Source organism: Pseudoflavonifractor sp. MSJ-30, from assembly GCF_018918045.1.
Lineage (GTDB): Bacteria > Bacillota > Clostridia > Oscillospirales > Oscillospiraceae > Faecousia.
In genome coordinates, this window is record NZ_JAHLPU010000071.1 from 1 (window position 1) to 17995 (window position 17995).

Sequence of the window (17995 nt, forward strand, 5' to 3'; positions counted from 1 at the left end):
CTGCTGTGGTGTTTGGTTGGAATTGTCCAGCCAAAAGCCGATCCGTGGTGTTGTCTGCATTTTACTAAATACAAATTCTGATTAGTAATATATAAGCGAGGGCGTTACAGCCTTCGCTTTTTCCTTTATGATGAAGGTGATTGGCTGACGGAATTTCCGATTGGGACCCCACGCCCGCCGACAAATGTGTCAGCCAGCCTTCATCATTCTGCATTCGATTCAGCAAGTTGGGACAAATTATTGCTCCCGTTTCACGGACTAATCTGATTGAATCTTGAAGTGCTGGAACCAATCGTATCTCAACTTATGAAGGAGGAGTCACATGATCGCAGTTGGAATCGACATATCCAAAGCCAAAAGTACCGTGGCAGTGATCAACTCAGACGGTACAATTCTGGCAAGTCCATTCACAATGGCGCATACGCGGCCGGAGATGGAGGCTTTCGTGACATACCTGAAGGGACTTGGAGAACCCACAACCATTCTCATGGAGTACACTGGCCACTACCATTATCCGGTGCTCAAAAAGCTTCAAGACGAGGGGTTTCCCGTTTGCATCGTCAATCCATACCAGATGAAAAAATACGGGGATGTCGAGATTCATAAGGCAAAGACGGACAAGAAGGATGCGCTTCGGATAGCAACCTATGCACTTGAAAAATCCTACAAACTCGTACCGTATAGCTCAATGGAGCAAAAGTATGAGGACTTGAAATTCCTTTCTCGCCAATACAACCAACGTATCTCTTATGTTACAAAACTGAAGGTTCAGCTCATATCTCTGTTGGATCAAACGATGCCTGGGATTACAAAAATACTGCCATTGAACAGCAGAAATCCCGAAAAATGTGCATTGCTGCTTTTTATCAAACGATTCAAGTCCTTTGATGAGATTCAGAGAATTGGAAAGGCTCGGTTCTTGGCGTCCTATGATGTCTTGGCGAAAAAGGCCTCAGAACGCAGTGCATCCAGCAAGGGTCTCAGTATCTACGAGCTCGCTGCTGACAGCATTACCACCCGCGGTGAAGACCCTTACATTTGGCTCTCACAAAATCAATGCGTCGACCTGCTTTCCGCAACGCAAAATGCTGCCGATGATATTATTTCTCAGATGAGAAATATCGCTCAAACGATTCCGGAATACAAGATACTCCGAGCAATGCATGGAGTCGGCGACCGTCTCGGACCGATTATCCTCGCTGAGATCGGCGACATCCGTCGCTTTCACAGCGGCAAGGCCTTGAACTCCTATGCCGGCAACGATGCCCCTCCATATCAATCCGGACAATTCGAGAGCAGAAACCGCCACATTTCAAAACGTGGCAGTTCTGCCCTCCGGAAGGCTTGTTACGAGGTAATGCAGGCCCTTAAACTGACAAAACCTCAAGACGACCCCGTGTACCTCTTTATGCTCAAAAAAGAACAGGAAGGGAAGCCTTTCAACGTAGCCAAGATGGCTGGCGTGAACAAGTTCCTCCGGATCTACTATGCCAGAGCGATGGAACTCTACAAGTAAACCGATTTGATTCTACATCATTTTTTCAGAGCCCGCAATCTGGCGGGTTAATTTAGTGCGCCCTTTTTTCAGTGCAACTTCCGGAAAAAAGTCCTTGACAAACATTAGCAAGATTTGTAGTTCTCTAATCTGATTCTATACCACTCTGTCTATACCGTTCAATAAATATCTGTTCCTTGCCTGAAGGTATCCTCTTCGAATGCCCGCAGGCTTTTTTTATTTTTTCTCATTCAGGGGTGCGTTTCTCCCCTCCTTTCGAGGACGGAAGACATGAAGGGAGAACAACAAAGAATCGAGGTGATGACATGAAACTCAGACACAGAATCCGCATCAACGTCACAGACAGCTCCGGACGCAGGACAAAGGTAGTAAACAGCGGTGTCCGCCACCTTCCGATGAAACTCCTCACAGCTCTCTTCGGGGAAAACACGGAAGTACTAATCCTCTCTCCTGGTCAGAGCGTCCAGTCAGTAGAAATCCATGAAATGAAAGGAGGCGAAACAAATGACTCAGGAAGAACTGCTTAAGGCAATCGCAGAAGATTTCCGCAGAACAGCCGACCACATTGAAAAGCTCACAGGTGCAGGTGTAGAAAGCCCCGCCGATCCTAAAGCGGAAACGGCCCCGTCTGCAGAAAACGTACCGGATGAAAAGCCGGTGACACTCGAGGAAGTTCGCACGGTTCTCTCTGCAAAGAGCAGCGAAGGCTATGGAAGCCAGGTCCGCGATCTCATCCACTCATTCGGTGCAGAGAAGCTCAGCGCGGTCGATCCCTCGCACTACAGGGAAATGCTGAAGAAAGCTGAGGTGATCGGGAATGCCGGTTACCGCAACCTTGAACCACAACGAGAAAGTATCCTTTTTAACAATTGACTGTGCTTTGTTCTTAAATTGAAAGGGAAACATCTTGTTCCAAAACATTACAACCACTGCGAGTATAGCTCCAAGTTGAATAACAACAAAAAACATTTCTTTAAATGCTTCGCTCATATTAAGTGTGATAAATTCGTCCACAAGAATCATATGTCCTGTGCTGCTGATAGGTAGCCACTCAGTAATACCCTCAACAATTCCAAGAAAAATAACTTTTAAAATTTCTATAAAATCAAGTACCATTATTTCAAATCCTCCTTTTTAAAATGATGAAAGGTCATAAGAAAACCAACTGCTGATGGAATCGCTCATATACACACCATGCTTGCGGATGGACGGGAGAACTTCATCAAACACCCAGTGTTCAAACCGTTCTGCCGATGGCAGCTTGCTGTGAACGATCAGCCGGTAAACATCGCCTTCCGTGATAAAGGAGATTTCAACGACCTGCTCTCCAGCATCCCCATACTGATTCACCTTCTGAACGACCCCCTCGCGTTTCGTTAAGGGGCCTCTGCAATGGCGTTTCACTGCAGCGTAGGGATTCACATATCCCAACGCTTTCGCCACATCGCTTGCACAGAAAAAGGTCTTGCCTGCCTCCTGCAACACGCGGATCGAACCAAACTCCTGGTTCTCGAACACCTTCATCATCTGCCTCGACTGTCCGCCATGACTGCCCACATCGGTGTCATGGGTCTTCTGATTGAAATCCATCATACCTGTTACCTCCTACTCAGATTTGTCTCGCCGGATTTCGGGCGAAAAAAATAGAGCCTCGACCCATTCTCGTTTTCAAAGAATGAGCCAAGGCTCTATGTAACAGGATACCTGATATTATTTTTTTGCAGAATTCGTCAGAACTCGCCAAACGATCCTGACACTGTTTTTCATTCCATTTCAGCCGGATTTTTACCGAAAATCTGTCAAGGATATGGGGCTAATTTCCCCTCCAAAATGGCCTTCTGTAAACCCATTTTCCCACCCATTAGGCTCAAAAATAGGCCGTAAACCCATGGTAAACCCATCAAAATGGGCTAATTTGAAGTCAAATTTCCTCAAATTTCACCATCGGAATCAGGTGATTTTAGGCATAGAAAAAGCCCGGAAAATGGCGTATTTCCGGGCTTTTTTAGCATTATTAAGCTGTAGATTATCGCTTGCTGAACTGAGGTGCGCGACGAGCGGCTTTGAGGCCGTACTTCTTTCTTTCCTTCATTCTGGGGTCACGGGTCAGGAAACCGGCGGCCTTCAGAGAAGCACGGAACTCGGGGTTGACGGTCAGCAGGGCACGGGCGATGCCGTGACGGATAGCACCGGCCTGGCCGGAAACGCCGCCGCCGCAGACGGAAACGACAACATCGACCTTGTCGACCAGCTCAGTGGTGACCAGGGGCTGACGAACGACCAGCTTCAGGGTCTCCAGACCGAAGTAATCATTGATGTCGCGACCGTTGATGATGATGGAACCGGTGCCGTTCTCGTAAACGCGAACGCGGGCGATGCTGGACTTACGACGGCCGGTGCCGTAAAAATACTTCTTCTTGCTCTCGTACATACTGTGTTACCTCCAATTAGTCCAGAGTCCAGGCTTCGGGCTTCTGGGCGGCATGAGGATGCTCAGCACCCTTGTACAGGTGCAGACGGGTCATGCAGTTGCGGCCCAGAGTGTTCTTGGGCAGCATGCCCTTAACGGCGACTTCCATGGCGTAGTCGGAACGGTTCTCCATCATGGTGCGGGCCTTGGTTTCCTTCAGACCGCCGATCCAGCCGGATACGCGATAGTAGATCTTCTGCTCGGGCTTCTTGCCGGTCAGAACAGCCTTGTCGGTGTTGATGATGATGACATTGTCTCCGCAATCAACGTTGGGAGTGAAATCGACCTTGTGCTTGCCGCGCAGCAGGTTGGCAGCGATCACAGCGGTACGGCCCAGGGGCTTACCGGCTGCATCGATGACGTACCATTTGCGCACCACGGTCTCCTTCTTGGCGAGGGTAGTGGACATATGGGTTCCTCCAATTTTTTGGTAAAATATTTTGACATTTTCGTGTGTTTGAAGTACAATAGCTTCAAACCGCTTGACCTTTATACCATAAGAAAATTCAAATGTCAACACCTTTTTTGAAGAATTTTATGCAGTATATGATAACCTCGTGAATTCTTCAAAATGCTTGCGAATGCTCTTGAATTCTCACTTGCGGTTTCAGCTGATTTTTGAAGGAAATGATGACAATGCAAAGACTTGTCGGCTTGGTCCGCCGGTGCGTGGAAGACTACTCGATGATTGAAGACGGAGATAAAATTGCCGTAGGTGTTTCCGGCGGCAAGGATTCCCTGGTGCTGCTGAAGCTTTTGGCGGCCCTGCGGGAGTACCATAATAAAAGTTTTCAGCTGGAGGCCATTACCGTTGATATGGGCCTTGGCATGGATTACAGCGGCATCGCCGAAATGTGCCGGGAACTGGAGGTCCCTTATACCGTGGTCAAGACGGAAATCGGCCCCATTATTTTTGACTACCGGAAGGAAAAAAATCCCTGCTCCATGTGCTCCAAAATGCGCCGGGGTGCTTTGAATCAGGCGCTGGTGACGAAGGGCTTCAATAAGCTGGCCCTGGGGCACCATTATGATGATGCCGTGGAGACCTTCCTGATGAGTCTCATCTACGAGGGCCGCATTAGCTGCTTCCAGCCGGTGACCCACCTGGACCGCACGGGCATTACCCAGATCAGGCCCATGCTCTATATCCATGAGAAGACTGTGTCCGCTTTCGCGCAGAAAGAAAACCTGCCTGTGCTGCAAAACCGCTGCCCGGTGGACAAGCACACGAAGCGTGAGGAGATCAAGGATTTGATTTACGACCTGGTCAAGACCTACCCGGATCTGAAAGAACGGATATTCGGCGCTATGCAGCGCTATCCCCTGGAGGCGTGGGAGCCCCATGGGCGGTACAAGCGGCCCAAAGAGCCGGATGATCTGGAATTTTAGGGAATGATTTCCAGAAAATATGGGAAAACTTTCTCCACAACCGGAAGGAGGAAGCGGTATGGTAAAAGGCATTTCCCGTCAGGTGATTCTGGTTCCCAGCCCTGATAAGGCACTGTTCGACCAGGCAATCTTTATTCTCAAGGATAACGCGGTGTCCGAGGGCGTCAGCGACGAGGCGCTTATCAAGGAGGCCCGCCAGGTCATGCGCTCCGGCGGGCGAAAAAAGCGCGGCGCGGTCCTTTACGGTCTTTTCTGGGCCGCCTGTGGTGCGCTGCTTACAGGAATGGCCTGGGTGCTGAGTGCGGTGCTGTAAAAATTGAATTCAGAAAGAGAGATATTCCATGAAAATTGGAAATTTGACAGTAGAAAACCCCCTGTTTCTTGCCCCAATGGCCGGGGTTACCGACTGGGCATTCCGGACGGTCTGCGCAAAGCTGTGGGCGGGTGTCACGGTGACGGAGATGGTCTCCTCCCGGGCTCTGGTGTATCAGGACAAAAAGACCGCCAAGCTGCTGCGGAAAAACGAAGGCAGTCTCTGCGGCGCCCAGATTTTCGGCAACGATCCGGAGATCATGGCCCGGGGTGCCCGGCTGGCGTTGGAGATTTCCGGCTGCGACTTTCTGGACATCAACATGGGCTGTCCCATGCCGAAGATTGCCAATTCCGGGGACGGCTGCGGTCTGATGCGCACACCGGAACTGGCCCAGAAAATCGTGGAAGCAGTCGTCAAGGCCGTTGATGTGCCTGTAACGGTGAAATGCCGTCTGGGCTGGGATAAAGGAAGCATTAACGTTTTGGAGTTTACCAAACGCATGGAGGATGCCGGGGCGGCTATGGTTACCGTCCACGGCAGGACCCGCAGCCAGCTCTATTCCGGCGTGGCCGACTGGGATGCCATTCGGAAGGTCAAGGCCCAGCTGTCCATTCCCGTTGTTGCCAACGGAGATATCACCGGCCCGGAGGCCGCTCTGCGCTGCGCCAAATGGACCGGGGCGGACGGATTGATGATAGGCCGCAGCTGCTTTGGCGACCCGTGGATATTCCAGCAGGTGAAGGCCGCCTTGGCTGGGGAGGAGATTCCGGAGCGGCCCCTGCTGAAAGACCGCATTGCCGTGGCTGTGGAGCAGTTCCGGCTGGCGGAGCAGGACCACGGGGAGCATGTGGCCTGCCTGGAAGCCCGGAAACACTTTGCCTGGTATCTTCGGGGCGTCAGTCACAGCGGCTTTTACAAGCAGCAGATATCCTCTCTGACCACCATGGAGGATATTTACCGGGTGGCAAAGGAAATTTCCAGAGATTTGCGGTAAATGGAATGCATAAGCGGAATAGCCGTTTCACATCCTAGCCAAGAGAGGTGAGAGATGTGAAACGGCTTTTTGCTGCCCTGTCGGCGTTTTTCCTGATCCTGCCAGTGTCGGCGGAGCCGATACGCTGGGTGGATTTTGATGTAAGCACGGAGTCCATGGCCTATGCCATGCGGCAGGATATCCGCACGGCGGAGCAGGAGAAGCACCTTTCCTGGATAGAAATTCTGGCTCTGGCAGCCTGCCGCACCGGCGGAAAATGCCCCCTGTCCGCCGTCAGAAAGGCCGCAAAGGACTTGGAAGGGGAGAAGCCGCCCAAGGAAGCGGCGGGGGATCTGGGAAAGTACTATGACTACTATTATGAGGCGTATTCCGCCGCTCTGGGCGGGCTGGTGGGCAGCTATGCCATTTGGAAGGGGGGCCAATGGATCCCGCAATACGGCCTGAAGGCTTTTTCGCCTGTGGCAGCGGGCTACGGCTACAGCCACTGCGATGATTTTGGCGTGGGCCGTAGTTTTGGATTCAAACGCAAGCACCTGGGCAATGATTTGATGGGCGGCCCGGGAACGCCTATTGTGGCTGTGGAGGGCGGCGTCATCGAGGCCATGGGCTGGAATCGCTACGGCGGCTGGCGGGTGGGCATCCGCTCTTTTGACGGAAAGCGGTACTATTACTATGCCCATCTCCAAAAGGATACCCCCTTTGCGGAGGGGCTGGAGGTTGGTGACCAGGTGGACGCCGGGCAGCTCATCGGTTTCATGGGCCGCACGGGGTACTCCGATAAGGAGAATGTAAATAACATCGAGGCCGTCCATCTCCATTTCGGTCTGGAGCTGGTCTTTGACGAAAGCCAGAAGGAATGCGACAGCGAGATCTGGATCGATGTTTACCAGCTGGTCCGACTCCTGTCTGCCCACCGCAGCAGCTACCGAAGAACCGACAGCGGCTGGGAGCGGGTATACCCATACAAAGACCTGGATTGGGTGGAATTTTCCGGTAAGTAAAAAAGATGCCATTGCGGCGCCGCAATGGCATCTTATGATCTAAGGAACCTCTGAATAAATCGTCTGCGGCTGGAGAGCGGATCTTTTCCGCCCGCTCTTCAGCATCAAAAGCAGGAAATACATCAAGTATTCCTCTGCTTTTGATGCTTCGACCGGTCAAAAAATCTCTCGCTCCCAGCTCTTGCTGATTTAATCAGAGGTTCCCTAAGCCTGTTTCTTCACGCTTTGGACGGTGAGGGTAACATCCTCCACTGTAAACCGAATATCAAATCCGGCGAAGTTCAATCCATAGACTCTCCCGGGTTTCCGCTGATAGGAGGGCCGGGGGTCGTGGGAGAGAACGCCGATGGCTGCCGCCTGCTTGTCAGGGGGCAGCTCTTTCAGCAGCTCCGGAGGAAATTCCACGCTCAGGAGGAAGTCGCCTACCCGGTCCGTAAAGCCGCCGGCCGCCTCCGGTTTGCTGTCAGAATAGGAAATGTATGGCTTGATGTCAAAAATGGGGGTACCGTCCAGCAGATCCGCTCCGCCGACTACCAGCACTGTTCCACAGCTTTCCGTGTGAGTCACTTCCAGCAGCCGAACGCAGGAGAGCCCCAGATTGTTTGGCCGGAAGGGGGAACGGGTGGCGAAAACACCCATTCTTGTGTTGCCGCCCAGACGGGGCGGCCGTACAGTAGGGGACCAGCCCTCCCGGACCGCCTGAGAAAACTGCCAGATGAGCCAGAGGTGAGAATACTCTTCGATGCCCCGCAGGGCGTCATCATTGCGGTATTCCGGCTCGAAGACGATTATGGACCGCAGTTCTTCCACAAGGCCGCTCTGTCTGGGAATGCCGAATTTCGTGGGGAAATCGCTGCGCATATGGGCGATGGGGTGCATTTCTATGGTCTCCATCAGGCGTTCCTCCCCCGGAAGACATAGGTCACGGCGAAGAAAAGCGTCAGCACCAAACTGATGGCAGCGCCTGCGGAGCAGCCGAAGCTGTAGGAGATGGAAAGACCTGTCAGACCGGAGGCCAGAGCAAACAGCACGGAATAGAGGTGGTACTGCTTCTGATTCCGGGAAATGTTTCGGGAGGCGGCACCCGGCAGCACCAGCAGAGAGTTGAGGATCAGCAGACCCATGCTGGATATGGACAGAGTGACGACTACGGCAATGGCTACGGTGAACACGGTCTGGGACAGCGCTACGGGGATGCCCCGGGAGGAGGCAAGCTGGGGATGCACCGCCGTCAACGTCAGTCGGTTGGCATACAGGCACCAGAAGACCAGAACTGCCAGCAGGACGAGGGCCAACATCCCGATTTCCCCGGGCGTAATAGACAGTACGTCGCCCACAAGGTACTTATTGTATTTCGTGAAGCTGCCGCCGCCCAGGGTGGCAACCAGAATGCCCAGCGCCACGGCGGCGCTGGAAAAGACACCAATCAGAGTGTCCGCCGCCTGGTTGCTGTCCCGGCGAATATAGGAAAACAACAGGGCGAAGAAAACGCTGAAAGCTACCGCCGCCCAGGTGGGGGCGGCAATGCCGAAAATGGATCCCAGGGCAATGCCTGTAAAGGCGGAGTGCCCCAGGGCGTCGGAGAAGAAACTCATGTGTCCGGTGACGATCATGGTGGAGAGAATGCCGAACAGGGGAGCCATGAGCAGCAGTGCCAGAAGGGCGTTCTTCATAAAGTCCCATTGGAGCATTTCCAGGGGGATCGCATTGCAAATGGCGTACCAGAGGCTCATAGGGCGCCTCCTTTCATGTGGAAAATGGCCTGGAAAGCATCGGAGGAGAGAACCTCTCCGGCGGTACCTTTTGCTTTGATGCCGCCGTCAATGAGAACCACCTGATCGGCGTATTTCGGCAGCAGCGAAAAATCATGGGTGGTCATGAGGATGGAGAGATCATAGGTTTTCCGAATCTCGTCCAGCATGTCCATCAGGATCGTCATGCCCTCGGCGTCCACGCCGGAAAGGGGTTCATCCAAAATCAGAATGTTGGGCATGGGCTCCAGAGCCAGGGCCAGCAGCACCCGCTGCAGCTCGCCGCCGGATAGGGTACCCACCCGCTTGTGAATCAGATCTACGCCGTGTACCCGGTCCAGACAGGTTGTGATCATCTCCTCCATGGCCTTGGAAATGCCCAGAAAAGCGGGGCGTTTGGACATGCAGCAGGCGAACAGATCCGCTACGGACAGGGGCTCCCCGGGGTCAAAGGCCGGGCTCTGGGGCACATAGCCGATCCTCGGTTTATGGCTGCGCTGGCCGGGCTCGGAAAAAGCGATGACGCCGGTATAGGACCGCTGGCCCAGAATGGCCTTCAGAAAGGTGCTTTTGCCTGCGCCGTTGGGGCCGATAAGGGCAACCATTTCTCCGCAATGGACGTGCAGATTCATGTCCTTCAGAATCTGGCTGCCGCCGATGGTGACGGCCAGATTTTCCACCCGCAGGCAGCAGGCGTGGCCGCAGTCCTTATAATGCAGTTCGCTCATCCCAATGCCTCCTTGATGGTGTCGATGTTGCGGTACATGGCGTCAAAATAGCTGTCCCCGGCCATGGCCATGTCCAGAATATATTCTTTAGCGCCGGTTTCCCGGGAGAGAATATCCGCCGCCGAGGTGCTGCCGTTCTGCTCTGTGAAGATGGCGGGAAGGTTGTGCTCCCGGGTCAGGGTGATCAGCTGGATCAGTTCTTTCGCGGATGCCTCACTGCCGGATTCCTCTTCCACAGCCGCCAGAATTTCCAGGCCAAAGGCCTGGGCAAAGTAGGCAAAGCCATCGTGGAAGGTGATAAGCTCCCGGCAGGAGAGCTGGGAAAGGGTATCCTGACCGTACTGCTCCAGAGCGTTCAGCTTTACCAGCAGTGCATCCAGATTGTCGGAGAATACCGTCGCCCACTGGGGGTACTGAGCAGTCAGCCCGGCGCAGATGTTGGCGGCCATGATTCTGGCATTGGCAGGGGAGAGCCAGATATGAGGGTCGTGTTCGTGGTGATGGCCATCCTTCTGGCCGACCTCATGGTCATGAGCTTCTTCGTGTTCCTCGCCATCCAAAAGGGCGATGCCCTGGGAGGCGTCAATGGAGGGCTTCCCGGTGAGGATATCCTCCATGAATTCTTCCAGTCCGGCGCCGGAGAGAACAATCAGGTCTGCGCTTTCTGCCTGCCGGACCTGGTTTACATTCAGGGAATAGTCGTGCAGACAGGAGACAGATTCCGTGACCAATCTTCCCACGGTCAGGCCGGTCCCCCGGCAGAGGCTGCTGGTAAATTCATAGACCGGCAGGGTCGTGGCGGCGATATCAGAAGTCTCCGCCTTCCCGGCGCAGCCGGAGAAAAGGAGAAGACAGAGAAGAAATACAGCAAATAACTTTTTCATAAAAATACCTAAGAAGAAAGGCCCTGATGATCAGGGCCTTGGAGAGTCTGGGATCAGTGCTTTTCGGTCCACTCTTTGACCTTGGTCTTCGCCAGCCGAAGAATGTCCTCATTGGGGTAGGGAGAAGCTTCGCCGCCGGCGACATACAGGAAGTACAGGCCGCCCTCGGTCTGGTACAGACTCTCTTCGTAACCGGCAGGATCACCAAGAGCGCCGCTGGTGAACTTATGGATCAGGGTAGCGGTTTCGGTATCATACTCTTTCTTGCAGATGATCTTTTTCATAGAACAAGCCTCCTTTCATTTGCGATTCTTTGTACCATTATACAGTAATCCCAAGGGAAATCAAGTGAAAAATATGATGTTTTCCAAGCATTTCCGAAAAATTGGTGAATCAAAAGGAAAAGAAGCCCCAAGGTGCTGCATTGCACAGCACTTTGCACAAAATTTTTCCCGGTTTTACAAGGAAAAATTCGGGGAATAGAGCTTTTTACAAGAAAGAACCATAAAACAAACGTTGAATGGTTAAAAAATCGGCTGCCCGGGGATCAGGGCAGCCGGGGAGAACTCTGTAACAGGAAGACAGGAAAGAAATAGTTAGGAGGTATTTCGGCAATATGTGTCCAATCACAGAGTGTTTTGCAAAGGGAGGATCAGACCAGCGCCTCGCCCAGCTTGCGGCAGGCGTCCAGAGCGTCCTCATCAGGCGTTTCCTGGCAGATCACGCTGTCGCAGACCAGATTCGCGCCCTTGCTCTGGCAGGTTTCTTCCCAGGTGCGCATCCATTCGCCGTCGCCCCAGCCGTAGGAGCCGAACAGAGCGATCTTCTTACCGGAGAGTTTGCCCTCGCAGCCCTCAAACATGGGGGCGAACTCGGTGTCCTCCAGTTCTTCGGCGCCCATGGCGGGGCAGCCGAAGGCGACAGCGTCGAAGCCATCCATCTTATCGCCACCGAATTCAGTAGCGGTAAACAGTTCGGTTTCCGCGCCGGCCTTCTTTGCGCCCTCCGCAACGGCCTGGGCCATGGATTCGGTATTACCGGTGCTGCTCCAATAAACAACTGCGATTTTCATAATTTCAATTCCTTCTTTCTTGATTTTTCAACCGGCTACGGTGAGCCGTTCGATGTTAGCGCCTTTGGAATACTGCCGGCAGTAAATCTCTGTGCATTTCCTGTACATTGCAAAGGTCTTTTTTGCGGTCTCTTCATTTTCGTAGACCTTCCAGCAGCCGGTGCATTTGCAGGGACGTTGCTCCAGAAAACCCCTGACATCCTCCGCGGGATAGCTCAGGAAAAGACCGATTTCGTGAGGAAAATCCTCCTGCTGGCGCAGCCGCTGGGCGAGCTTTGTCAGGCACCGGTTCCCGCCCCGGCACTGATAGCCGCATTGGCGCAGCAGCTCTTCCGAGAGAGAACGGGACAGATCTTTTTCCAGCTTTGCCGGACGGTAGAGATAAATCAGCGCCTTTTTCTCAGAGAACCGCAGCGGGATGGCACGGATGCCCTTTGGCCCCAGGCGGCGGTTCAGCTGCCGAATAGAATCCAGCAGTTCCTCCCGGCAGGTATAGGGACAGCTGAAGAGATTCCCGGTCTTCAGGCCCGCCAGTGTGGGGGCACAGTTGCGCACAAGCAGTTCCTCAGACATGGCGATTTCCCGTATGCAGGATGATCCGGCGCAGGGAATGCCGAATGCAGATAACACCCATAAAAATACCGGTGATCGCTGTCAGTGCGTTGAGCACGGTTAGAATTCGTAAAAACTCCATAGGTCGAACCTCCTGTACGCGAGATGGGGAGAACCACCTTGCTGTCTTTGGTTAGCATCTGCTAACTGCTGACATCATACACGATACATACCCATTTGTCAAGCATTATTTTCCTACTGTTTTTATAGGGATAAACCGGACAGCAGCATGGCGCGGAATTCCTGAGCGGCAACGCGCAGGGGCTGGGATGCCTTTTGGACAAGGCAGATGTCCCGCCGGGGCTCCGGGATGGTCAGGGAGAGAACGCGGACCTCCTCTGGCTGCACCTCTTCCAGAAAGGCTTCCGGCACAAAGCCCAGCCCCAAATCGTTTTTGACCATGGGAAGGATCTGATCTGCCGTAGCCGCTTCGATGTTGGGCTGAAAGGGCAGACCCAGCTTTGCGAACCACTCCTCGTAAAACCGATAAGTCATGGTGTCACGGCCCAGGGTGATCAGAGGGTATTGCGCCAGACTTTTTGAAGACAGTGTATCCGGGCAGTTCAGTCCCGGTCCGCAAACGGGCACTTCCCGCACGGTCTGCAGGACTTGCATCCGCATATCATTTTCCAGCTCCAGCGGTGTGGTGACCAGGGCAAAATCCACCAGTCCCTCTTGAAGCGCCGCAATTGCCTGGGGGGTGGAGTGATTGGAGACGCGGATCTGAACACCGGGATAACGCTTTCGGAACTGCTTCAGTACCGGAAGCAGCAGGCACCGCAGGGCTACCTCGCTGGCTCCGATGGAAAGACTGCCGCTGCGCAGCTCCCGTTCCATGGTCAACTCCTGCTGGGCAGCTTCCAGATGTGCCATAGCGGGCTCCACATGAGCATACAGAATTTTTCCCTCAGGCGTCAGCTGAACGCCGCGGTTTGTTCTGAAAAAAAGCCGGCAGCCCAGTTCATTTTCCAGAAGACGGATCACTCTGGTCACATTTGGCTGGTTGGAATAGAGCAGTTCGGCAGCTTTTGTCAGGCTGCCGCAGCGGGCCGCGTGGTAAAAGACCCGATAATAGTCCAGTGAAATCTCCATATCTGTTTCTCCATACAAATGTAATATCACAAATATATGAATTATATATTTTACATATTTCAATGATGAGATTATACTACTTAGGTAGTTCGGTGTCAAGGACACAAAAAGAGAGGAAGCATTCAAAAATGGAAGAAAAATATGCGGTTTGCATCGGCCGGCAGTATGGCAGCGGCGGCCGGGAGGTGGGCGCGCTGGTTGCAAAAAAGCTGGGCGTTACCTGCTATGATAAGCTCCTGATTCAGGAGGCCGCCAGGAAGAGCGGCATGGATGAAAAAGTTCTGGAACAGGAGGACGAGCGCCTGACAAATCTGCTGCTGCCATTCAGCGGGAATGCCTTTGCTGACGAGGCGGACATGGCGGGCATGTTTTATTCCGCCGGGGAAAATGCCTATGGTGCTGAAAAGCAGACAATTTTGTCCATTGCGGACCGGGAGTCTGCGGTGATTATCGGACGCTGCGCTTCCTCTGTGCTGGCGGGAAGACAAAATGTGCTTTCCGTTTTCCTCTATGCCAACGAGGCGGACTGTGTGAACCGGATCGCCCGGCGCAACGCTCTGAGTGAGCGTCAGGCCCGGGAACGGATGGAAAAGGTCAACCGGATGCGCAGACACTACTTTAATTTCTATTCCATGACCGAGTGGGGCAAGCCCGAGAGCTATGACGCTATGCTCTGCACCAGTACCCTGGGGCTGGAGGGCTGCGCGGAGATGATCGTGCAGCTGCTGAACCGGAAACTGGAGGCGATTCCCCATGAATAAGGATCTGACAGTCGGAAAGCCTGAGTCGGTGCTCTGGAAGTTCTGCCTGCCGCTGTTCGGCAGCATCATTTTCCAGCAGCTGTACAATCTGGCGGACAGTTTCGTGGCGGGCAAATTTGTAGGGGAAAGCGCCCTGGCCGCGGTTGGCAACAGCTATGAAATCACGTTGATTTTCATTGCCTTTGCGTTTGGCTGCAACATCGGCTGTTCTGTCATTGTCTCGCAGCTTTTCGGCGCCAAACGGATGGCGGACCTGAAAACCGCCGTGTACACGACTTTGATTTCCAGCGGCATTGTATGCCTGCTGCTCATGGGTCTGGGAACGCTGCTGTGCACAGACCTTCTGGAGCTGATTCATACCCCGGAGGACATTCTTCCGGATTCCAAGCTCTATCTGGACATTTATATTCTGGGCCTGCCCTTTGTGTTTTATTACAATGTGGCAACAGGAATTTTCTCGGCTTTGGGGGATTCCAAAACGCCTTTCTACTTTCTGGCGGCTTCGTCATTGTCCAATATCGCGGTGGATATCCTCTTTGTGACGGCATTTCAGATGGGCGTTGCCGGTGTGGCCTGGGCAACCTTCCTGTGTCAGGGCGCCAGCTGTGTGCTGGCCGTGGTCGTGGTGTTCCGCCGTTTCCGGACCATTGAGACGGAGAGAAAGCCCGCCCTGTTCTCCTGGGTGCTGCTGAAAAAGATCGCCGTAGTGGCAATTCCCAGCATTCTGCAGCAGAGCTTTATCTCTGTAGGCAATATCATCATTCAGGGGGTTATCAATACCTTCGGTTCCAGCGTCATTGCGGGCTATTCTGCGGCCGTGAAGCTGAATAATCTGGTCATTACGTCCTTCACGACTCTGGGCAACGGCATTTCCAACTATACAGCCCAGAATATAGGCGCCGAAAAGCCGGATCGTGTCCGTCAGGGGTTCAAGGCGGGGGTGAAGCTGGTTTGGATGCTCAGCCTGCCGCTGGTGGCCCTGTATCTGCTGGGCGGCGGCGTGCTGCTTCGGATATTTCTGGACGATACCACCGGAACGGCCATGCAGGTTGGTATCCAGTTCCTGCGGGTTCTGGCGCCCTTCTACTTTGTGATCTCCGCCAAGCTGGTGTCCGATGGCATCCTGCGGGGCGCGGGACTAATGAAGCAGTTCATGGCGGCAACCTTTACGGACCTGATCCTGCGTGTAGTGCTTGCCAAGGTGCTGTCCGTCCCGTTTGGAACCCTGGGCATCTGGTGCGCCTGGCCCATCGGCTGGACAATTGCCACGGTTTTGTCGGTCCTGTTCTACAGACGGGGCCCCTGGAATAAGAAATAACCCAAGCGAATACAAAAAAACTCTGTCGGGCCAGCTTCAAGCCGCTCCGACAGAGTTTTTTTATAACAGATTTATAATGCGTGCCCCAGCAGATACCAGATGATGAGGAATCCCGGCAGCAGTGGCAGATAGGCCGGAAGTGCCTCGGGGCTGATTTGAATCACAAGAAAGCTGAAGTGATCCATGGCGTAGAAAACGCCGCACAGGATGGCTGTAGAGAGTACGGACTTTGTAACCTGACGGCCTACCAGGTTGGAAAAGAAGAAGGTATAGATCCCGCCGATAATCGGATTGACAACCGTAAGAAAAATGCCCAGCACGAGCTTGAGAAGCCCCACAAGAAGGCAGCAGATCAGCACCACAAGCAGGACTGCGGGAGCGTGATAGACAAGTGCCGAGGGCAGATACTTGTCTATAGCCCAGTTGACTGCCACGTGCAGGCCCATGGCCAGAATAACGCTCAGAAAGCGGGAGAGGAACCAGGTAAAGGGATTGTCTCCGTCCGGCAGCAGGGCATCCATCAGGTTCACCACAAAGGCCAGAATAATCAGCGCAAGAATCTGGCTGCACAGAGTCTCAAAGGCCGTTCCATGGAAAGGAAGCACGAAAAGGTAGTCCTGCACAAAGGTCACAAAGGGAAGGGGAGAGAGCAGCTTCGAAAGTCCTGCCGGCTGAAAGGCATAGACAACGATGGTTAGAACGTAAATGGTCAGAATGCCTGCCGAGGAAGACAATGCGTGGTTCAGGTCGGATTTGTTTCCGAAGAGCAGCTTGAAAACCACGCCGACGCCCAGCAGCGCTGCCACAAACACCAGAATAAACTTCAGGGAAGAGCTCAAGTCAAAGGAGACAGGGATGACAGAGGCGGCTGCTTTTAAGAGCTCACCAAGATCCAGATCCTTCGGCAGGAGGTCCTTAGCGGCAGAGAGAATCGTATTGAGGTCCAATTCCATAGAAATACCCTTTCCGAGAGATGATGCGTGTATCTATCCTATCCAATGAGGAGAGAAATCATGCATGTATCAAAAAACCTCCGCCGAAAACGGCGGAGGTAAAATGCCTTTTCGAGATAAATTACTTGATCTCGGCCTCGGCGCCGGCTTCCTTCAGCTCGGCAACCAGCTTCTCGGCGTCTTCCTTGGAGATGGCTTCCTTCAGGGTCTTGGGGCAGTTGTCCACCAGATCCTTGGCATCCTTCAGGCCCAGACCGGTAGCGGCACGGACAACCTTGATGACACCCAGCTTGGAAGCGCCGGCGCTCTTCAGGATAACGTCGAACTCGGTCTTCTCTTCAACCTCAGCGGCAGCGCCGGCAGCGGGAGCGGCAACAGCGGCGGCAGCGGCGGAAACACCGAACACATCCTCCAGGGTGTGGACCAGCTCGGACAGCTCCAGAACGGTCAGACCCTTAACTTCCTCAACGAGAGCAGTGACTTTTTCACTAGCCATGGTAATAATCCTCCTAAAAAGTAGATTGTAGTTTTGTTTTTAACTTACGAACTTAGGCTTCTGCGGTAGCAGGAGCGCCGCCTTCCTTCTGTTCCCGGATCTGATCCAGGACGAAAGCCAGGCTGGAGATAGGTGCCAGGAAGGTACCCAGAACGGAAGCAACCAGAGCATTCTTGCTGGGCAGCTCACCGAAGCCATTGAGCTGGTCGGCAGACAGGACGGAGCCTTCAACCAGGCCACCCTTGATGGACAGGGTGTTCTTGTTCTTCTTGGCAAACTCGCAGACAATACGAGCAGGGGCGATGGGGTCGCCGGTGGTGGAAGCCATAGCGGTAGTACCGTTCAGAATCTCGGCAAAGTCGTAGCCAGCATCCTTGGCAGCGAAATTGGTCAGGGTATTCTTGACAACGGAGTACTCAACACCAGCTTCACGGAACTGCTTACGCAGCTCGGTATCCTGAGCAACCGTGATACCCTTGTAGTCGACGAAAACCACGGAAGAAGCTTCCTTGATCTTGCCGGACAGATTGGCAACAACGGCCTTCTTGCTCTCAAGAACCTTAGCGTTGGGCATAATTTTCACCTCCGAAAAAATAAAAATATCTTCCTGCCAAAGAGCAGAAAGATACGAAGAAATTCAATTCA

The 17995-nt window shown here is 53.4% G+C and carries 22 protein-coding genes, 2 pseudogenes and 1 other annotated feature (1 of these 25 cut by a window edge); of the genes and pseudogenes, 8 read left to right on the forward strand and 16 right to left on the reverse strand.

What is annotated here, in order from left to right; all coding sequences use genetic code 11:
* Nucleotides 1-322 precede the first annotated feature (322 nt).
* Together KQI10_RS10990 and KQI10_RS10995 are read left to right on the forward strand one after the other, a co-directional pair.
* Nucleotides 323-1516 carry an IS110 family transposase gene (locus KQI10_RS10990; protein ID WP_216567442.1) on the forward strand — a complete coding sequence of 398 codons (1194 nt, stop codon included), beginning with the start codon at nt 323-325 and terminating at the stop codon, nt 1514-1516.
* 504 nt (nt 1517-2020) lie between these two features.
* Nucleotides 2021-2389, forward strand: coding sequence for an rRNA biogenesis protein rrp5 (locus KQI10_RS10995; protein WP_195638860.1), 369 nt, complete (start codon nt 2021-2023; stop codon nt 2387-2389).
* On the opposite strand, the pseudogene KQI10_RS11000 reads toward KQI10_RS10995, so the two are convergent.
* The 4 genes and pseudogenes from KQI10_RS11000 to rplM form a co-directional block, all read right to left on the reverse strand.
* A pseudogene (locus tag KQI10_RS11000) lies at nt 2285-2632 on the reverse strand (undecaprenyl-diphosphate phosphatase); the annotation flags it as partial. The gene KQI10_RS10995 and the pseudogene KQI10_RS11000 overlap by 105 nt on opposite strands.
* 63 nt (nt 2633-2695) lie before the next feature.
* Nucleotides 2696-3109 (reverse strand): annotated as a pseudogene (locus tag KQI10_RS11005) (Bro-N domain-containing protein); the annotation flags it as partial.
* A gap of 433 nt (nt 3110-3542) precedes the next feature.
* Nucleotides 3543-3947 carry a 30S ribosomal protein S9 gene (gene rpsI / locus KQI10_RS11010; protein ID WP_216567443.1) on the reverse strand — a complete coding sequence of 135 codons (405 nt, stop codon included), beginning with the start codon at nt 3945-3947 and terminating at the stop codon, nt 3543-3545.
* A gap of 16 nt (nt 3948-3963) precedes the next feature.
* Entirely contained in the window at nt 3964-4395 is a 432-nt protein-coding gene (gene rplM / locus KQI10_RS11015) for a 50S ribosomal protein L13 (RefSeq protein WP_216567444.1), read from the reverse strand.
* Nucleotides 4396-4622: 227 nt separating this feature from the next.
* On the opposite strand from rplM, the gene KQI10_RS11020 reads away from it, so the two are divergent.
* Genes KQI10_RS11020 through KQI10_RS11845 form a run of 4 tightly spaced genes read left to right on the forward strand, consistent with a single transcriptional unit; the run spans nt 4623 to nt 7683 of the window.
* Entirely contained in the window at nt 4623-5375 is a 753-nt protein-coding gene (locus KQI10_RS11020) for a tRNA 2-thiocytidine biosynthesis TtcA family protein (RefSeq protein WP_371818417.1), read from the forward strand.
* 58 nt (nt 5376-5433) lie between these two features.
* Entirely contained in the window at nt 5434-5688 is a 255-nt protein-coding gene (locus KQI10_RS11025; RefSeq protein ID WP_216567446.1) for a hypothetical protein, read from the forward strand.
* Between the two features lie 28 nt (nt 5689-5716).
* On the forward strand, nt 5717-6682 hold the full coding sequence (gene dusB, locus KQI10_RS11030; RefSeq protein ID WP_216567447.1) for a tRNA dihydrouridine synthase DusB: 966 nt from the start codon (nt 5717-5719) through the stop codon (nt 6680-6682).
* A gap of 56 nt (nt 6683-6738) precedes the next feature.
* On the forward strand, nt 6739-7683 hold the full coding sequence (locus tag KQI10_RS11845) for a M23 family metallopeptidase (RefSeq protein WP_216567448.1): 945 nt from the start codon (nt 6739-6741) through the stop codon (nt 7681-7683).
* 204 nt (nt 7684-7887) lie between these two features.
* Here the strand turns inward: KQI10_RS11845 and tsaA are convergent, their stop codons facing one another.
* From tsaA to KQI10_RS11075, 9 genes are all read right to left on the reverse strand, one after another.
* Nucleotides 7888-8577 (reverse strand): tRNA (N6-threonylcarbamoyladenosine(37)-N6)-methyltransferase TrmO, encoded by a 690-nt coding sequence (gene tsaA, locus KQI10_RS11040; protein WP_253285258.1) that lies wholly within the window; start codon nt 8575-8577, stop codon nt 7888-7890.
* On the reverse strand, nt 8577-9416 hold the full coding sequence (locus KQI10_RS11045; RefSeq protein ID WP_216567449.1) for a metal ABC transporter permease: 840 nt from the start codon (nt 9414-9416) through the stop codon (nt 8577-8579). Before KQI10_RS11045 ends, tsaA begins: the two co-directional genes overlap by 1 nt.
* Nucleotides 9413-10162 carry a metal ABC transporter ATP-binding protein gene (locus KQI10_RS11050; protein WP_216567450.1) on the reverse strand — a complete coding sequence of 250 codons (750 nt, stop codon included), beginning with the start codon at nt 10160-10162 and terminating at the stop codon, nt 9413-9415. The genes KQI10_RS11045 and KQI10_RS11050 overlap by 4 nt, the downstream gene beginning before the upstream one ends.
* Entirely contained in the window at nt 10159-11046 is an 888-nt protein-coding gene (locus KQI10_RS11055; protein ID WP_216567451.1) for a metal ABC transporter substrate-binding protein, read from the reverse strand. Before KQI10_RS11055 ends, KQI10_RS11050 begins: the two co-directional genes overlap by 4 nt.
* 53 nt (nt 11047-11099) lie before the next feature.
* Nucleotides 11100-11330, reverse strand: a complete 231-nt coding sequence (locus tag KQI10_RS11060; protein WP_216567452.1) for a hypothetical protein — start codon at nt 11328-11330, stop codon at nt 11100-11102.
* Nucleotides 11331-11698: 368 nt separating this feature from the next.
* Nucleotides 11699-12121 carry a flavodoxin gene (locus tag KQI10_RS11065; RefSeq protein WP_216567507.1) on the reverse strand — a complete coding sequence of 141 codons (423 nt, stop codon included), beginning with the start codon at nt 12119-12121 and terminating at the stop codon, nt 11699-11701.
* Nucleotides 12122-12145: 24 nt separating this feature from the next.
* Nucleotides 12146-12691, reverse strand: a complete 546-nt coding sequence (locus tag KQI10_RS11070; RefSeq protein WP_216567453.1) for a DUF3793 family protein — start codon at nt 12689-12691, stop codon at nt 12146-12148.
* Entirely contained in the window at nt 12684-12812 is a 129-nt protein-coding gene (locus tag KQI10_RS11850; RefSeq protein ID WP_256445316.1) for a hypothetical protein, read from the reverse strand. The genes KQI10_RS11070 and KQI10_RS11850 overlap by 8 nt, the downstream gene beginning before the upstream one ends.
* A gap of 122 nt (nt 12813-12934) precedes the next feature.
* A complete protein-coding gene (locus tag KQI10_RS11075) occupies nt 12935-13822 on the reverse strand; it encodes a LysR family transcriptional regulator (protein WP_216567454.1) in 888 nt (295 codons plus the stop codon).
* 128 nt (nt 13823-13950) lie between these two features.
* Here KQI10_RS11075 and KQI10_RS11080 point away from each other — a divergent pair, with 128 nt between their 5' ends.
* Together KQI10_RS11080 and KQI10_RS11085 are read left to right on the forward strand one after the other, a co-directional pair.
* Nucleotides 13951-14583, forward strand: coding sequence for an AAA family ATPase (locus KQI10_RS11080; RefSeq protein ID WP_216567455.1), 633 nt, complete (start codon nt 13951-13953; stop codon nt 14581-14583).
* Nucleotides 14576-15901: an MATE family efflux transporter gene (locus tag KQI10_RS11085; RefSeq protein WP_216567456.1), complete on the forward strand. Its 1326-nt coding sequence runs from the start codon at nt 14576-14578 to the stop codon at nt 15899-15901. The genes KQI10_RS11080 and KQI10_RS11085 overlap by 8 nt, the downstream gene beginning before the upstream one ends.
* Before the next feature lie 71 nt (nt 15902-15972).
* Here KQI10_RS11085 and KQI10_RS11090 read toward each other — a convergent pair whose 3' ends face one another.
* The 3 genes from KQI10_RS11090 to rplJ form a co-directional block, all read right to left on the reverse strand.
* Entirely contained in the window at nt 15973-16854 is an 882-nt protein-coding gene (locus KQI10_RS11090) for a hypothetical protein (RefSeq protein WP_216567457.1), read from the reverse strand.
* Nucleotides 16855-16975: 121 nt separating this feature from the next.
* Entirely contained in the window at nt 16976-17350 is a 375-nt protein-coding gene (gene rplL / locus KQI10_RS11095; protein ID WP_216567458.1) for a 50S ribosomal protein L7/L12, read from the reverse strand.
* A gap of 52 nt (nt 17351-17402) precedes the next feature.
* The gene (gene rplJ / locus KQI10_RS11100) at nt 17403-17924 is read right to left on the reverse strand and encodes a 50S ribosomal protein L10 (protein ID WP_216567459.1); all 522 of its coding nucleotides are present in this window, start codon (nt 17922-17924) and stop codon (nt 17403-17405) included.
* Nucleotides 17925-17936: 12 nt separating this feature from the next.
* Nucleotides 17937-17995 (reverse strand) — a sequence feature (ribosomal protein L10 leader region); it runs 60 nt beyond the window's last position.

Coding starts and splice junctions, on each gene's coding strand:
- KQI10_RS11085 (WP_216567456.1), top strand. CDS start 14,576: ATGAATAAGGATCTGACAGTCGGAAAGCCTGAGTCGGTGCTCTGGAAG.
- rpsI (WP_216567443.1), bottom strand. CDS start 3,947: ATGTACGAGAGCAAGAAGAAGTATTTTTACGGCACCGGCCGTCGTAAG.
- KQI10_RS11080 (WP_216567455.1), top strand. CDS start 13,951: ATGGAAGAAAAATATGCGGTTTGCATCGGCCGGCAGTATGGCAGCGGC.
- rplM (WP_216567444.1), bottom strand. CDS start 4,395: ATGTCCACTACCCTCGCCAAGAAGGAGACCGTGGTGCGCAAATGGTAC.
- tsaA (WP_253285258.1), bottom strand. CDS start 8,577: ATGGAGACCATAGAAATGCACCCCATCGCCCATATGCGCAGCGATTTC.
- KQI10_RS11090 (WP_216567457.1), bottom strand. CDS start 16,854: ATGGAATTGGACCTCAATACGATTCTCTCTGCCGCTAAGGACCTCCTG.
- rplL (WP_216567458.1), bottom strand. CDS start 17,350: ATGGCTAGTGAAAAAGTCACTGCTCTCGTTGAGGAAGTTAAGGGTCTG.
- KQI10_RS11850 (WP_256445316.1), bottom strand. CDS start 12,812: ATGGAGTTTTTACGAATTCTAACCGTGCTCAACGCACTGACAGCGATC.
- KQI10_RS11060 (WP_216567452.1), bottom strand. CDS start 11,330: ATGAAAAAGATCATCTGCAAGAAAGAGTATGATACCGAAACCGCTACC.
- KQI10_RS11070 (WP_216567453.1), bottom strand. CDS start 12,691: ATGTCTGAGGAACTGCTTGTGCGCAACTGTGCCCCCACACTGGCGGGC.
- KQI10_RS11055 (WP_216567451.1), bottom strand. CDS start 11,046: ATGAAAAAGTTATTTGCTGTATTTCTTCTCTGTCTTCTCCTTTTCTCC.
- KQI10_RS11075 (WP_216567454.1), bottom strand. CDS start 13,822: ATGGAGATTTCACTGGACTATTATCGGGTCTTTTACCACGCGGCCCGC.
- KQI10_RS11050 (WP_216567450.1), bottom strand. CDS start 10,162: ATGAGCGAACTGCATTATAAGGACTGCGGCCACGCCTGCTGCCTGCGG.
- KQI10_RS11045 (WP_216567449.1), bottom strand. CDS start 9,416: ATGAGCCTCTGGTACGCCATTTGCAATGCGATCCCCCTGGAAATGCTC.
- dusB (WP_216567447.1), top strand. CDS start 5,717: ATGAAAATTGGAAATTTGACAGTAGAAAACCCCCTGTTTCTTGCCCCA.
- KQI10_RS11025 (WP_216567446.1), top strand. CDS start 5,434: ATGGTAAAAGGCATTTCCCGTCAGGTGATTCTGGTTCCCAGCCCTGAT.
- KQI10_RS10990 (WP_216567442.1), top strand. CDS start 323: ATGATCGCAGTTGGAATCGACATATCCAAAGCCAAAAGTACCGTGGCA.
- rplJ (WP_216567459.1), bottom strand. CDS start 17,924: ATGCCCAACGCTAAGGTTCTTGAGAGCAAGAAGGCCGTTGTTGCCAAT.
- KQI10_RS11020 (WP_371818417.1), top strand. CDS start 4,623: ATGCAAAGACTTGTCGGCTTGGTCCGCCGGTGCGTGGAAGACTACTCG.
- KQI10_RS10995 (WP_195638860.1), top strand. CDS start 2,021: ATGACTCAGGAAGAACTGCTTAAGGCAATCGCAGAAGATTTCCGCAGA.